Origin of the sequence: Streptomyces griseoruber (assembly GCF_001514205.1) — a bacterium.
Lineage (GTDB): Bacteria > Actinomycetota > Actinomycetes > Streptomycetales > Streptomycetaceae > Streptomyces > Streptomyces griseoruber.
This window is the reverse complement of record NZ_KQ948785.1, coordinates 1-13,737: the sequence shown is the minus strand read 5'-3', so window position 1 is coordinate 13,737 and position 13,737 is coordinate 1. Positions and strand designations below refer to the sequence as shown.

Annotated in this window: 12 protein-coding genes and 1 pseudogene; 6 read left to right on the top strand and 7 right to left on the bottom strand. The window is 74.1% G+C overall.

The features are described from left to right. Positions 1 to 61: 61 nt before the first annotated feature. Entirely contained in the window at positions 62 to 385 is a 324-nt protein-coding gene (locus tag AQJ64_RS40030; protein ID WP_055637919.1) for an SCO0607 family lipoprotein, read from the top strand. A gap of 119 nt (positions 386 to 504) precedes the next feature. Continuing rightward, on the top strand, positions 505 to 1,194 hold the full coding sequence (locus AQJ64_RS40025; protein ID WP_099054122.1) for a DUF6445 family protein: 690 nt from the start codon (positions 505 to 507) through the stop codon (positions 1,192 to 1,194). 18 nt (positions 1,195 to 1,212) lie between these two features. Here AQJ64_RS40025 and AQJ64_RS40020 read toward each other — a convergent pair whose 3' ends face one another. After that, positions 1,213 to 2,424, bottom strand: coding sequence for a M24 family metallopeptidase (locus AQJ64_RS40020; protein WP_079062218.1), 1,212 nt, complete (start codon positions 2,422 to 2,424; stop codon positions 1,213 to 1,215). 71 nt (positions 2,425 to 2,495) lie between these two features. Then, the gene (locus AQJ64_RS40015) at positions 2,496 to 3,194 is read right to left on the bottom strand and encodes an MOSC domain-containing protein (protein ID WP_059203434.1); all 699 of its coding nucleotides are present in this window, start codon (positions 3,192 to 3,194) and stop codon (positions 2,496 to 2,498) included. Between the two features lie 141 nt (positions 3,195 to 3,335). Here AQJ64_RS40015 and AQJ64_RS40010 point away from each other — a divergent pair, with 141 nt between their 5' ends. Beyond that, positions 3,336 to 4,121, top strand: coding sequence for a DUF4142 domain-containing protein (locus AQJ64_RS40010; protein WP_397802552.1), 786 nt, complete (start codon positions 3,336 to 3,338; stop codon positions 4,119 to 4,121). A 46-nt stretch (positions 4,122 to 4,167) separates the two neighbouring features. On the opposite strand, the gene AQJ64_RS40005 is transcribed toward AQJ64_RS40010, so the two are convergent. Further along, a complete protein-coding gene (locus AQJ64_RS40005; RefSeq protein ID WP_079062217.1) occupies positions 4,168 to 5,823 on the bottom strand; it encodes a glycoside hydrolase family 13 protein in 1,656 nt (551 codons plus the stop codon). 272 nt (positions 5,824 to 6,095) lie between these two features. Here AQJ64_RS40005 and AQJ64_RS40000 point away from each other — a divergent pair, with 272 nt between their 5' ends. Next, positions 6,096 to 7,067, top strand: a complete 972-nt coding sequence (locus AQJ64_RS40000; RefSeq protein WP_055633060.1) for an LAETG motif-containing sortase-dependent surface protein — start codon at positions 6,096 to 6,098, stop codon at positions 7,065 to 7,067. Positions 7,068 to 7,190: 123 nt separating this feature from the next. Continuing rightward, complete coding sequence (locus AQJ64_RS39995; RefSeq protein ID WP_055633059.1) at positions 7,191 to 7,844, top strand: hypothetical protein; 654 nt, start codon at positions 7,191 to 7,193, stop codon at positions 7,842 to 7,844. Here the strand turns inward: AQJ64_RS39995 and AQJ64_RS39990 are convergent. Together AQJ64_RS39990 and thrS are read right to left on the bottom strand one after the other, a co-directional pair. Continuing rightward, positions 7,841 to 8,845 (bottom strand): nucleoside hydrolase, encoded by a 1,005-nt coding sequence (locus AQJ64_RS39990; RefSeq protein ID WP_055633058.1) that lies wholly within the window; start codon positions 8,843 to 8,845, stop codon positions 7,841 to 7,843. The genes AQJ64_RS39995 and AQJ64_RS39990 overlap by 4 nt on opposite strands. Positions 8,846 to 8,884: 39 nt before the next feature. Then, positions 8,885 to 10,110 (bottom strand): annotated as a pseudogene (gene thrS / locus AQJ64_RS39985) (threonine--tRNA ligase). A gap of 315 nt (positions 10,111 to 10,425) precedes the next feature. Between thrS and AQJ64_RS39980 the strand changes: the two are divergent. Then, positions 10,426 to 11,199 (top strand): hypothetical protein, encoded by a 774-nt coding sequence (locus AQJ64_RS39980; RefSeq protein WP_055633057.1) that lies wholly within the window; start codon positions 10,426 to 10,428, stop codon positions 11,197 to 11,199. 2 nt (positions 11,200 to 11,201) lie between these two features. Here the strand turns inward: AQJ64_RS39980 and AQJ64_RS39975 are convergent, their stop codons facing one another. Next, positions 11,202 to 11,927, bottom strand: a complete 726-nt coding sequence (locus AQJ64_RS39975) for a GAF and ANTAR domain-containing protein (RefSeq protein ID WP_240512557.1) — start codon at positions 11,925 to 11,927, stop codon at positions 11,202 to 11,204. A gap of 179 nt (positions 11,928 to 12,106) precedes the next feature. Continuing rightward, on the bottom strand, positions 12,107 to 13,450 hold the full coding sequence (locus AQJ64_RS39970) for a helix-turn-helix domain-containing protein (RefSeq protein WP_055633055.1): 1,344 nt from the start codon (positions 13,448 to 13,450) through the stop codon (positions 12,107 to 12,109). Positions 13,451 to 13,737 lie beyond the last annotated feature (287 nt).

The window sequence follows — 13,737 nt, the reverse complement described above, 5'->3', positions numbered from 1 at the left end:
CTCCCCGCAGGCTGATGGCACACGCCGGCGAGGGGTCGGCGCGCGTCGAGAGGGATCAGCCGTGCAGAAGAGCAGCCGTGTCCGCCGTAGGTCGCCCCTGTCCCTGGTGGGTCTGGCGCTGGCCTGCGCCACCGCCGCCGGACTGCTGTCCGCGTGCTCGCTCTCGTTCCAGGACGCGCAGTGCAGCGACGGCGAGTACCCGGCGCTCGCCGTCAACAGCACCGGCGGCCAGTGCGTGAAGGACGGCCAGGAGCCGCCGGAGGGCTGGGTCCGCTACCCGGAGGGCAAGGTCCCGGAGTACGTCGGCGACAAGTGGGACGAGTACTGGACCACCCACACCCTCGACGAGAACGGGAAGATCGTCCCGCTCCCCGAGGGGCAGTAGCCGGGAAGCCGCGACAGACACGTCCTTGACCGGGATTGACGACCCGTTGACCAGTTCACTACGCACTCCGGGGAAGATCGCGGGCGAGAACTGACGGACCCCCGGCCTAGATTCGCTTCATGTCCATGCCACAGCCGAGGCGGGCCGCCGCCCTCCCCGTCCTGCCCTACCGCAAGCCCACGCAGGGCCGTGACTACTGGGTCCTGGACGACGTCCTCCCCGAGGACGGCATCGCCGCGATCCGCGAGCGGTGCCTGGCCAGGGACGACTGGGTCGAGGGATACCCGTACACCTCCGAGAGCTGGCCGGGACTGCGGACCATGCCGGGCCTGGAGCCCGCGGAACTCGCCCGGGTGGAGCGGCTGGTGCGCAGGGCCACCGGGGCACAGCGGCTGTGGGTGCAGCAGGCGCCCGGCGGCGGCACCCTCAACCACAACTGCGTCCAGGTCGTCGGCGAGGGCGAGAGCACCCCCCGCCCGCACTCCGACTCGCGCGCGCTGTGCCGGTACGCGGCCGTGCTGTACCTCAACCCGGCCGTGCCCAAGGACTGCGGGACCAGCTTCTACCGGCAGTCGCTGCCGGGCGGCCGGCTCGGCGGCAATGTCGTCCAGGCCCCGCACAACAACCTCGTCGAGGCCCTCGGCACCCGGTTCGTCGCCCCCGACGCCTTCGAGGAGGACGTACGGGTCCCGCACCGCGCGGGCCGGCTGCTGCTCTACCACGCCAACCTCGTGCACAGCGCGACCGGTTACTGCGGTACGACGCTGGAGGAGAAGCGGATGACGGCGGTGTTCTTCTGGATGGCGTGAGCCGCCGGGCGCGACGGCTCAGGTGACCACTCCGAGGGCGGGGTCGGCGCCGCCCAGCCGGCGGACACCCGCCGCCGTGCACACCACGGTGTCCCCGAGCCGCACCCCGAGCCGGCCGGGCAGCAGGACACCCGCCGCCACCTGGACGCACATGCCGGGCGCGAGGAGCCGGGTGCCGCCCGGGGCGAGGTACGGCGGCTCGTACGGGGTGAGGCCGAGGCCGTGACCGGTGGCCGGGAGGGCGTCCCCACCGTGCCCCGCGTCCGCGAGGACCGCGCGGGCCGCCCGGTCGGGCTCCGCGCACGGCGCTCCGGGGAGCAGCGCCGCCAGGGCCGCCTCCCGGGCCGTACGGACGATCTCGTGCAGTCTGCGCAGCCGGTCCGGCGGGGGCCCCACATGGACCGTGCGGGTGAGGGCGGAGGCGTAGCCGTCGCGGCGGCCCCCGAGGTCCAGGACGACCGTGTCGCCGGGTTCGATCCGGTGTTCGCCGGGCCGGTGGTCCGGGTCCGCGCCATGGGCTCCGGCGGCGACCCGGGCCCGGTCGACGCGGTCGTGGCCGTGGGCGCGCAGCAGGCCCGCGAGGTCGGCGGCCAGCTCGGACTCACGGCGGCCGCTGAACCGTACGGCGAGGACGGCCTCGTACGCGGCGTCCGCGGCGGCGGCCGCGGCGGCGAGCCGGGCCTTCTCCTCCTCGTCCTTGACCGCCCGGAACAGGGGGAGGGCGGTGGACAGCGGCCGGTAGGTGGTGAGGGGCAGGGCCTCCTCCAGGCCGAGGAGGTGGACGGACCAGGTGGCGTCGCTGATGCCGTAGTGGCCGTGCGGGAGGAGCAGACCGGCCGCGGCGGCGTACGGGTCCTGGCCGTCGGCCCAGGCGGTGAGCCGGACGGCACCGGCGACGGGACCCGCCGCGACGTCCGCGAGGTCACGGGCGGGGAGCAGGAGGCGGGGTTCGGCCTCCGGGGTGAGCACGAGCAGGGTGAGCCGGTCCGGGGCGCCGCCCGGCCGGTGGCCGCACAGCCAGGTCAGATCGGGGCCGGGCGTCACCAGAAGCCCGGTGAGCCGAGCGGCGGCGGCCTCCGCGGCGACCCGCCGCAGCCGCCCGACATGAACCTCCCGGGAAAAGACCCCGGGCACCCCACCCCCCGGCCCCCGGCCCCCCGACTCAGGGCACTCCGGCCCCCGGTTGTCCGGGGCGTCCCGGTGTTCCGGCTTGTGCTTGTCGGGGCTCATGACCCCATTCGAACCGGTGAACGGCGGGGAGGGCGGGTGGGGAGGGCCGTATGGGTGCTGGGGGGTCGTGCTCAGCCGGTCGGTGTCACCTCGTCGCCCAGCGCCACCCGTCCCGGTCGCCGTACCGCGAAGTACGCGCCGAAGACGACCCCGCCGCCGTCCGCCCGGCGGTAGTCGGCGAGGGTGCGCAGGGGCTCGGGGCCCGCCCGGCGGCCGGTGGACTGGTCGACCAGGGTGATGGCGCAGCGGACCGTGAGTTCGGTGAAGGCCAGTTCGGTGCCGGCGATGGTGAGGCGGGGGGTGTCGTCCTCGGTGTGGGGGGTGGTCCAGCCGTCGACGACGACGTTGGGGCGGAAACGGGTCAGGGGCAGCGGGTCGGCGCCGCGGGCGGCGATGCGCCGGTTGAGGGCGTCGAGGCTGGCGCGGGAGACGAGGTGCAGCCGGGAGGCGTTGCCCGCGCCGGCGCGGACCAGACGGCTCGGGCGGCCCAGGAACCGGGTCAGCCAGGCGTCCGCCTCGGGGCCGGGCCCCGTCACCGTGAGCGGCTCGGTCTCCGGCGCCCGGAGCGTCAGCCCGCCGTCCCGCACGTCCGGGGCGATCACCGCGAGCCGCGGGTCCGCCCCCTGCCGGCGGAGGTCGCCCCGGTCGTCCACGACCGCCCAGGCGCGGTCGCCGAGCAGCCCCTCCGGGGTCAGATCCGCCTCCGTGAGCGCGACCCCCGCGCACCCCTTCACCGGGTAGTACGTGATCCCTACGACGTTCGCTCGCATCGGCTCCCCCCTGGGAACTCATACCGCCGCGAAGATTTTACGAACCCCATAGAGTCGCGGCGGCTCTTCGTACGTACTCCTGTGCGTCCGCCCCCCGCCGGAGTCCTACCGTCGGCGGACCCCGACCGGGCAGGAGGAACGGTGCAACTCTCGCGGAACGCGATCGGAACACTCTTCGTGGGCGGAGCCCTGAGTCTGACACTGGGCGCCCTGGCCTACCCCTCGATGCTGGGGTTGGACACGGTGTCGACCACCACGGACAGAGTCATCGCGAACACCCAGTGGGGCCCGCTGACCGAGGGCGACCGTGACTTCGTGGTGAAGGTGCGGGCCGCCGGTCTGTGGGAGTACCCGCTGGGCCAGATCGGTCTGCAGAAGGGGACGAGCAAGGCCGTCCTCACCGCGAGCGAGCACCTCGTCGACGGCCACGCCGCCCTCGACACCACCTGCCGCAAGATCGCTCCGATGCTGAACATCACGCTGCCCAACGTGGCGAGCCCCCAGCAGGAGGGCTTCGTGACGCAGCTGAAGGGCGAGACGGGTGCGCAGTTCGACACCGACTTCGCCAACATCCTGCGCATGACGCACGGTTCCATCTTCAACACCGTGGCGAAGATCCGGTCGACGACGAAGAACTCCCTGGTGCGCGCCCTGGCCGACCAGGCCAACGACACCGTCCTCGACCACATCACGGTGATGGAGAAGACGGGCCTGGTCGACTTCGACTCGACGATCTTCCAGCAGACCACCCCGCCCAAGCTGCCCAAGTCGGACCTGACCCCGCCCGCCCCGGCCGCCGGCGCGCCGCTGGTCGTCCTCACCCCGCCGCCGAACGCCACGTCCACCCCGGTGGACATCGACGGCATCGCGGGCGGCGCGGCCAACTCCACCGCCGGCGCCGCCGCGAACGCGGGCACGGGAGGCTAGGTCTGTCGTTCGGATCAGGCCGGGAAACCGACGGCGCCAACAGGCCCTAGGCCAGCCACACCGTGGTGTCCGGCGGCAGCGGGTTCGGACCGGTGCCGTCGGGCAGTGGTGTGCTGCTCAGCAGGACCTCGCCCGGCGGCAGGGGTACCGGTGTCGCCGAGAGGTTGGTGACGCAGCGCCGGCCGCCGGAGCGGGCGAAGGCCAGGACGCCGGGCGGAGTGTCCGGCAGCCAGGTCGGTTCCTCGCCGTCGAACAGTTTGCGGCGCAGGCGCAGGGCCGTCCGGTACAGCTCCAGGGTGGAACCCGCCACCCCGTCCTGCGCCTCGACCGCGTACCGCGCGAACCACTCCGGCTGCGGCAGCCAGGCCCCGCCCGCGCCGAAGCCGTACGACGGTCCCGCGGCCGTCCAGGGCAGCGGGACCCGGCAGCCGTCGCGGCCCTTGCGGGTGCGGCCCGTCTGCTCCCACAGCGGGTCCCGGAGGACGTCCACGGGGAGCCCGGCGACCTCGGGCAGGCCCAGTTCCTCGCCCTGGTAGACGTACGAGGATCCCGGCAGCGCCAGCATCAGCAGCGTGGCCGCCCGGGCCCGGCGCAGTCCGCGCGCCTCGTCCACGGCGGGCGCGGTGCCGCCGGAGAGCAGCCAGGCGTTCTCGTCCGTGCCGGGCGGGAGCATCAGCCGGGACGGGTGGCGTACCACGTCGTGGTTGGAGAGCACCCAGGTCGCCGAGGCGCCGACCGCGCGGGCCGTGGCGAGGGAGTCGGTGATCACGCGGCGGATCGCGTCGGCGTCCCAAGGGGCTTGCAGATACTCGAAGTTGAAGGCCTGGTTCAGTTCGTCGGGGCGGGCGTACAGGGCGCGCCGGGCACCCGGCACCCAGGCCTCGGCGACCGCCGTCCGGGGCGGGGAGTAGGAGTCGAGGACACGGCGCCAGTCGCGGTAGATCTCGTGGACCTCGTCGCGGTCGTAGAAGGGGTGGGTGCCCGGGGGGAGGCCGGCCAGGGCCTCCTCGCCGCTCGGTGCGGGTGCGCCGAGGTCGCGGAGGGGTTCGGTGAGGTCCTTGGTGAGGGCGTGGGCCACGTCGACGCGGAAGCCGTCCACGCCCCGGTCGGACCAGAAGCGCAGGGTGGTGCGGAAGTCCTCGCGGACCTCCTCGTGGCTCCAGTCCAGGTCGGGCTGCTGACGGGCGAAGAGGTGCAGGTACCACTGGCCGTCGGGGACCCGCTCCCAGGCGCTGCCGCCGAACACCGACTGCCAGTCGCTGGGCGGGAGTTCGCCGTGCGGACCGCGGCCCTCGCGGAAGACGTAACGGGCGCGGGCCGCGGAGCCGGGCCCGGCGGCCAGGGCCTCCTGGAACCAGGGGTGGCGGTGCGAGGTGTGGTTGGGGACGAGGTCGACGATCACCTTCAGGCCCAGGCGGTGGGCCTCGGCGGCCAGCGCGTCGAAGTCGGCCAGGGTGCCGAGGCGGGGGTCGACGTCACGGTGGTCCTCGACGTCGTAGCCGCCGTCGGCGAGTTCGGAGGGGTAGAAGGGGCTCAGCCAGAGGGCGTCCACGCCGAGGGCGGCGAGGTGGGACAGCCGGCCGGTGACGCCCCTCAGATCGCCGAGGCCGTCTCCGTCGGCATCGGCGAAACTGCGCGGGTACACCTGGTAGACGACTGCCTGGCGCCACCAGTCGGGATTGCGGGCGGAGAGGTCGGTCACGAACGGAAGTCTGTCCAGCTTGCCGGGAAAGCGAACCCTCGGATAGTCCGGAGGGGAACGTTCCGTACGTGATGAAGTCGTGATGCAAACTTGAACTGCCTTGTGTTTATCCCAGGTTGACAGCGATCTGGCAGGCGAACGACGATGTGCGGACACTGTGGCGCCTGTGACCCGAGGGCCCCGTGTGTCTTCCGAACCACTGATCTGACCAATCAGCCCTGGCATTGCCCTGGCATTCGCCAAGAACCGGCATCGCCAAGAAATGGATACGCATGTCCATAGCGAGACGTGTCACCGTGCGCCGCCTGCTGGGGACGGGCGCCGCTTCGCTCACCCTCTGCGCCGCCTCCGTGGCCGCCGCCTCCGGCGCCTTCGCCGGCTCCCAGCCCGGCGGCGACGGCTGGAAGTCGGGCGGGCACTACCAGCCCGGCACCGGCGCGGGCACCGAGACGGGGACCGACCGCTGCCAGTTCTCGCTCGACGGCAAGAACTTCTTCGACTCGGTGCGCGTCGACGACCAGAACCTCAAGCCGACCCAGGACGGCAAGGTCCACATCTCCGTCCGCACGGCGGGCGACGCGAGCACCTGCACCGCCTCCCTGGCCTCCTACCTCGCCCACGGCGCCACCTTCGGCACCTCCGGTGAGCAGGTCTTCGTCGACTTCGACACCGTGACGGTCAAGCCCGGCCAGACCGAGACCCTCGACATCTCCGTCCCCGACGCGGGCTGCTACGCGCAGATCGACCTCTACCGGGGCGCGGTGAAGTTCGACGGCAAGCTCGACGCGAAGGACGGCTTCGTCCACGGCGACCTGCCCAAGGGCCCGGACCGCCCGGTCATCAAGGACAAGCTGATCGCGGCCTGGAACGGCGGCACGAAGGACTGCACGTCCACCGAGCAGCCCCCGACCTCCCCCTCCCCGTCGGCCCCGGCCGGAGGCGGTGACTCCTCGCCGTCGCCGTCGGCGTCCGAGTCCACCCCCTCGGACGGGTCGTCCGAGAGCGCCTCCCCCTCGCCGTCCGCCTCGGAGTCCACGTCGACCGAGTCGGCCACGCCGACCCCGTCCGCCTCCGAGTCGAGCGGCACGCCCGTCACCGGCGGCAGCACCGGCGGTGGCGGCGACCTCGCCGAGACCGGCGCCAGCGGCAACACCCCGCTCGTCGCGGGCGGAGCCGCCGCGCTCCTGGCCGGCGGCGCCGCGATCGTGGTGGCCACCCGCCGCCGCAAGGCGACCCGCGCCTGACCCGCTCTTCTCCGGTACGTCCGCCCCGGCAGCCGCACGGCGCCGGGGCGGACGTGCGTCTGCGTAGGTCTCTACGTAGATCCCCCGATGTGCCGACGCGGCCGCCCGGGCGAGGATGTTTCGATGTTTCCCTGGATCATGTGGTCGGTCATCGTCCTGGCGCCGTTCGTCGTCGGCGGGACCCTCGCGTTCCGCACCGCGCGCCGGGCCGGCAAGGCGGACCGGGCGATGCGTGCGCTGGCCGGGCGGCCCGGCTGGAGCGGGGTCGAACGGGGCGCGGACGGGACGGAATGGGCGGGGTACGCGGGCCACTTCCCCTGGCTGCTGCGCACCCGGCACGGCACCGGCGCGACCGGGCCGCTCGGCGAGCACCGGGTCACCGTCGCCCGGCGCTGGGAGCCGTCCGGGCGCAGGGACGTACGGCACTGGCTGATCGTGTGCTTCGAGGTGCCCGGCGACCGCCCCGCCCTGCGCCTGGAACGCGGCTGGAGCGCGGCGAAGCTCGGCCTGCGCTCCCCCGACGGCGTCCCGTACCTCCCGGTGAGCGAGAACGTGACGGACACGGCCGAGCGGTTCTCCGCCTCCGATCTGCCGCAGCGGCTGATCCGGTTCGCGGGCCCCGCCGTCTCGGTCTCGGCGGACGGGGTCTGCTTCGTCCACCCGATGCCCGACGTGATGGACATGGACAGGCTGCTGGCGGAACTGGCCGCGCTGATCCCGGACCTCACCGCACTCGCCCGGACCGCCGGCCCCGAGGCGTCGCAGGACACGCCCTAAGTGTATTGATCACGAGGGCCGGAAGAGAGGCCCCGGCCCCGCTCCACGGTCCCCAGGTACAGCCGCGCGTACCGCTCGGCGTCCACGTCCAACCCCACGTCCACCAGGGCCTGTTCCCGTACCCCGTGGTGGGTCTCGGACTCACCGTGGCGCGGGCGGCGGTCGACGATCGTCTGGCCGCGGGTCGGGCCGGGTGCCAGGGAGACCTCCACGGGGAGCGGGCGGGTGGTGAGACCGGCCGGGTCCACCACCGCGCAGACCGCGCCCGCGTCACCGAGGCCCCCGGCGGATTCGCCGGCGTCGGCCTCCGGCGCGGAGGGGCGGTGGGCGAGCAGGTCACCGGCGAGCCGCGTGCCCGGTTCCGTGCTCGCGCGCAGCCGCCGTACGTCCTCCCCCGGGACCACCACCCGCTGGAACACGTCGAGCCCGTACATCGTGATCGGGACCCCGGCCGTCAGCAGGATCGCGGCCGCCTCCGGGTCGTGCCACACGTTGAACTCCGCGACCGGGGTGGCGTTCCCGACGGCCACCGCGCCGCCCATGAACACGATCCGTTCGAGGTTGCGGGTCACCTCGGGGTGGGTCCGCAGCAGCAGCGCGATGTTCGTCAGGGGCGCGGTGGGGATGAGGGTGACCGGGCGGGGCGAGGCGAGGATCTCGCGGCGCAGCAGCGTCACCGCGTCCGTGTCGACGGGCCGGCGGGCCGGGGCGGGCAGGCCGGCGATGTCTCCCATGCCGTCCCTGCCGTGCACGGTCGCCGAGCGGGCGGGCTCGATCAGCGGCCGCTCGGCACCCCGCGCCACCGGGACGTCCCCGGCGCCCGCCACGTCCAGCACCGTCAGGGTGTTGCGGACCACGCCGTCGACGTCGGTGTTCCCGGCGACACAGGTCACCGCCCGCAGGTCCAGCCCCGGATGCCGTACGGCGAACAGCAGGGCGAGGGCGTCGTCGACCCCGGTGTCGCAGTCGATGATCACGGGGATGCGCTGCTGATCGGTCATCCGGCGACTCCTTCCGAACCAACTCGGTCACCTCCGACCCTATGCGGGTACGTTCAGGTCCCACAGCTCGCTTCCCCGCGCCGCCACCCGCTCCCCGATCCGCCGGACCAGCTCGTCGGCGGGCAGCTCGCCGGGGCGGCGGCCGTCCCGCAGCCGTACGGCGGCCAGCCCGCCGCTCGCCTCCCGCTCCCCGATCACCGCGAGGTACGGCACCCGTCGCGCCGCCCGGATCCGCGCCCCCAGGCTGCCCTCGCCGACGGCCTCCGCCCGCAGCCCCGCCGCCGACGCCCGCCGCACCAGCTCGGCCGCGGCCCCCTCCTGCGCCTCCGACACCGGCAGCACGACCAGCTGGAGCGGCGCCAGCCAGGCCGGGAAGGCCCCGCCGTGCTCCTCGATCAGATGCGCCACCGCCCGCTCCACACTGCCGATCACGCTGCGGTGCACCATCACCGGCCGGTGCTTCGCCCCGTCGGCGCCGATGTAGTGCAGATCGAAGCGGGCGGGCTGGTGGAAGTCGATCTGCACGGTGGACAGGGTCGCCTCCCGTCCGGCGCGGTCCGCGATCTGTACGTCGATCTTCGGGCCGTAGAAGGCGGCCTCGCCCTCGGCCTCCTCGTAGGCGATGCCCGAACCGTCCAGCACCTCCCGCAGCAGCGCGGTCGCCCGGCTCCACAGCCCGGGATCGGCCACGTACTTGCCGCCCGCGCCGGGCAGGGAGAGCCGGTACCGGGAGGCGCTGATGCCCAGGTCGGCGTAGGCGCGCCCGATCAGCCCGAGGGCCGCGCGGGCCTCGTCCACGGCCTGCTCCAGGGTGCAGAAGATGTGCGCGTCATTGAGCTGGATGGCCCGCACCCGGGTGAGACCGCCCAGCGCCCCCGACAGCTCGGAGCGGTACATGCCGCCCAACTCCGCGATGCGGAGAGGCAGTTCACGGTAACTGCGGGAACGGGAGCGGTAGATCAGGGCGTGGTGGGGGCAGAGGCTGGGGCGCAGGAGCATCTGTTCCGCGCCGAGGTCCATGGGCGGGAACATGTCGTCGCTGTAGTGGTCCCAGTGGCCCGAGATCTCGTACAGCTCGCGTTTGCCGAGCACCGGCGAGTACACATGCCGGTAGCCGGCCGCGCGCTCGGCCTCCCGGACGTACTCCTCCAGGGTGTGCCGCACGATCGCGCCGTCCGGCAGCCAGTACGGCAGTCCCGCGCCCATCAGGGGGTCGGTGTCGAAGAGGTCGAGTTCGCGGCCGAGGCGGGGCGGTGGTCGTGCATGGCTGCTCCTCCGGGCAGAGGACGAGCACCCACGATCGAAGCCCCGGGGCACTCGCCCGGGGCTTCGATATACGGATCCAGTCGTGGATCAGCGCGCCGGGACGGTCTCCGGCGTCGTCGTGAGGGACGGCTGGGCGCGCTTCATACGGCGACCCCAGCGGCGCGGACCGGCTGCGGACGACCTGTTTGCGACCACCCTTCTCCGCCGTGCGCAGCAACGCCCGTAACCCGTACGGCCCGCCGCACTGGTCGGTCCGCACCGGCGGTGCTGCCGTGGGAGGAGGCACGCATCCCCACGTCAGGAGGCACCCCCCGATGAACCGCCGCGCTCTGCTCGCCTCCTCGCTGCTGCTCACGACGGTCACCGGGTGCGCCGCCCTCGGCCTGGAGCACCCGCCGACCGCCGCCCCCGCCGACCCGACCGTCCAGGCCTCCACCAGCAAGCCCGCCGTGCCCGCCGCGCCGCGCGTCCTCAGTGACAGCCAGGCGCAGGCGGCCCTCATCACCGCCGAGGACCTCGGCGCGCCCTGGCTCCCGACCGGGGGCGCGGCGACCTGGCGGGACGGGCTGCTGAAGGCGAGCACACCGGTCGCCGAGTGCCAGAAGCTCCTCGACGCCCTGTACACCGACGAGCTGTTCGGCGCCCCCGCCCGCGCGGTCGTCGGGCTCGACGACCCCGACGCCGCCGCCCAGCTGCGCTACCAGCTCACCGGCCGGAGCCCGGCGGACATGGACCGGACGCTGGCCTGGCTCAAGGAGCTGCCGCAGAAGTGCGCCCGGTTCACGGCCACGGCGGGGAAGGACACGGTGGAGGACGTGCAGGTGACCGACCTGCCGCTGCCGGAGGTCGGGGACGCGCGGCAGGGCCTGCGGGTGACACTGACCCTCTGGGGCACCGCCGGGGACAACGCCGACGGGGAGCCGACCGCCCTCGCGCTGGACGTGGCCGCCGTCCGGGCGGGCGAGGACGGGTTCGCCCTGACCAACGGCGGCCTGGGCGACGTACCGAACGAGGCGACGCAGGCCGCCGTGCAGCTCGGGGTGCGGCGGCTGGCGGACGTGCGCAAGCAGGGGCGGGTACAGGTCTGACGTCAGTCGCGGTCGTCGAAGCGGGTGCGGCGGCCGACCACGTCCCGGCCCTCGTCGAAGACCGTGCGGCCCTGCGCGAAGGCGTGCGCGCGCAGCCGGGCCAGCGCGTCGTCCGCGCCGACGCCGAGCTGGGCCATGACCATCCCGACGGCCTGGTGGACGACGTCGTGGCCGGTGGCGAGGGCACTCAGCCAGGGCTCCTCACCGGGCGGGCGCAGACCGTCGCCCTCCCCGAGCGGCAGGGCCGTCAGGGCCGCCGTCAGCACGTCCGCCACGAGCTGTGCCGTACGCACCTCGTCCCCGGCCAGTTCGCCGGGGACGTCACGGTAGAGGTCGAGGGTGCCCAGGCACGCCGTGCGGTCGCCGAGCGGCAGCGCGTACACCGCGCGCACCCCGACGGCCGCGGCCTGCTGGGCGAAGACCGGCCAGCGGACGGCGTCCCGGCCGCCCCGCAGATCGGGGACGTACACGGGCGCGCCGGTCTCGGCGGCCCACAGACACGGCCCGTCCCCCAGGGTGGCCTGCATCTCCATCAGCTCCGCGGCCCGGGGGCCGCTCGCGCTCAGCGGTACGGGGATCCCCTCGCCGCACAGCGCCACGCTCGCCCCGCTCACCGGCAGCAGCCGCACCGCCACGGCGCACAGCCGTTCGGGCACCTCGCCCGGTTCGGCGCCGCGCACCGCGTCGGCCAGGACCGCCGCGATCCGCTCCCGCTCCCGGTCGGACACGGCGACCACCTCCGGGCAGGGGGCCGCTCGGTCGGCCTCCCTACGCCCGCCGGGTACCCGCCGCCGCGCCCCGGAACCGCCGTGGCGGGTCCGGGCGCCGGACCCGGAGACGGCACGCGGACATCGAGGTCCACCGCCGGCAGTTCGGTGGGCGGCCTGCCACGACCCGAGCGGCCCGGCTACAGCGGGGGCTGGGCCGGGGCCGGGCCCAGGGTGGTGGTGCCGGGGGCCGTGCGGTGGCCGAGGCCGGTGCGGTAGGCGTCCAGGGCCGCCTCGACACGGCCCGTGCGGCGCAGGAGGTCGCCGAGGAGGCGGCACAGGTCGGCGAGGTCGCCGGCGGCGCCCGCGCGTTCCAGGAGGCTGAGTGCGCGGACGTAGTGCTCCTCGGCCGCCTCGGTGTCGCGGGCGTCCTCGGCGATGATGCCGAGCAGGCGGTGCGCGGCGGCCGAGTGGACGGCGCCGCGCTCGGAGGAGAGGTCGCCGAGGACGTCGTGGAGCAGGGCGGAGGCCTCGTGCGAGCGGCCCCGGCGATGCAGTACGTCGGCCAGCTCGACGGCGACCTGACTGCCGTAGAGGACGGCGCCCTGGGCGGCGAGCATGTCCTGTGCCTGCTTCAGCTCCTGCTCCGCGCGCTCCAGTTCGCCGTTCTGGGCGTAGACGTATCCGCGCATCCAGTGGCAGTTGGCGAGTTCGGTGCGCAGCTGGAGCTGCCGGTAGAGCTCGGCGGCCTTGGCGAGGGAGGCGTCGGCCTCGGCGAGCCGGCCCTCGGCGAGGAGGGTGCGGGCGACGGAGCGGTGCATCCGGGCGACCAGCGCGGGGTCGGCGACCTGCGGCGCGAGGGCGAGCGCGAACTCGGCGGCCTGGGCGGCGCGGGCCTGCGCGCCCATGTCCATGTACGGGCCGATGACGGAGGCGTAGAGGAGCAGGAGCGCGTCGGGGTCGTGCAGGCCGCCCCGGTTGAGCTCGTCGAGGGTGGACTCCAGCAGATAGACGGCGTAGCGGAGTTCACCGGCGAGGTAGTGGGCGACGGCGCGTCCGCGCAGGGCGGGGACGCGGGCCGGCAGCGGGTCGTCGGCGAGGCACTCCTCGGCGCGCTCGAAGTACTGGCGGGCCTTCTCCAGGTCGCCGGTGGAGATCTCGCACTCGCCGAGCCCGAGCAGCGCGCCGGACTGTTCCTCGGCGAGACCGTGCTCCTCGGCCTCGGTGAGCAGGACCGCGTACTGGGCGGCGGCCTCCTGCGCCGCACCGGTGGCGAGGGCCCGCTGGGCCTCGGTGAGGCGGAGCCGCAGATCGGTGACGAGGCGGGCGGAACGCCCGGTCGCGAGCTCCCGGAAGTCCACGCCGAGCCGTTCGGCGATGTGCCGCAGTGCCTCGTCGGAGGGCCGCACCCGGCCGGCCTCCAGCGTGGACACATAGGCGGGTGTGTACGTCGGCTCCGCCAACTGCCGTTGCGTCAGTCCGCGTTCGACGCGCAACCGCTGCACGCGCCGCCCGATGACTTCCGGTTCGTCCCGTTCGCCCACGTCCTGTTTACCCCCAACTACCCCTGAACCTCTTGCCGTTGGAGTGTCGCAGCCTCTAGGTTAAACGGCGAATTAAGCATGCTTAATACATGAGTGTCATGAGCCGTCGTCCGCCGATGTTGTGAGGTTGCCGTGCCCGGACCCACATCCCCCCACCACGGACACCGTTACGCCAGGGCCCTCGCCGCCGCCGTTCTGGCCGCCGCCGCCCTGATCACCGCGGCCAACGCCGTCCCGGCCCGAGCCACCCCCACCCCACCGACGGCCCAGCAACAGCCCGGGGGCCG

Coding starts and splice junctions, on each gene's coding strand:
- AQJ64_RS40025 (WP_099054122.1), top strand. CDS start 505: ATGTCCATGCCACAGCCGAGGCGGGCCGCCGCCCTCCCCGTCCTGCCC.
- AQJ64_RS40015 (WP_059203434.1), bottom strand. CDS start 3,194: ATGCGAGCGAACGTCGTAGGGATCACGTACTACCCGGTGAAGGGGTGC.
- AQJ64_RS40000 (WP_055633060.1), top strand. CDS start 6,096: ATGTCCATAGCGAGACGTGTCACCGTGCGCCGCCTGCTGGGGACGGGC.
- AQJ64_RS39995 (WP_055633059.1), top strand. CDS start 7,191: ATGTTTCCCTGGATCATGTGGTCGGTCATCGTCCTGGCGCCGTTCGTC.
- AQJ64_RS40020 (WP_079062218.1), bottom strand. CDS start 2,424: ATGAGCCCCGACAAGCACAAGCCGGAACACCGGGACGCCCCGGACAAC.
- AQJ64_RS39980 (WP_055633057.1), top strand. CDS start 10,426: ATGAACCGCCGCGCTCTGCTCGCCTCCTCGCTGCTGCTCACGACGGTC.
- AQJ64_RS39990 (WP_055633058.1), bottom strand. CDS start 8,845: ATGACCGATCAGCAGCGCATCCCCGTGATCATCGACTGCGACACCGGG.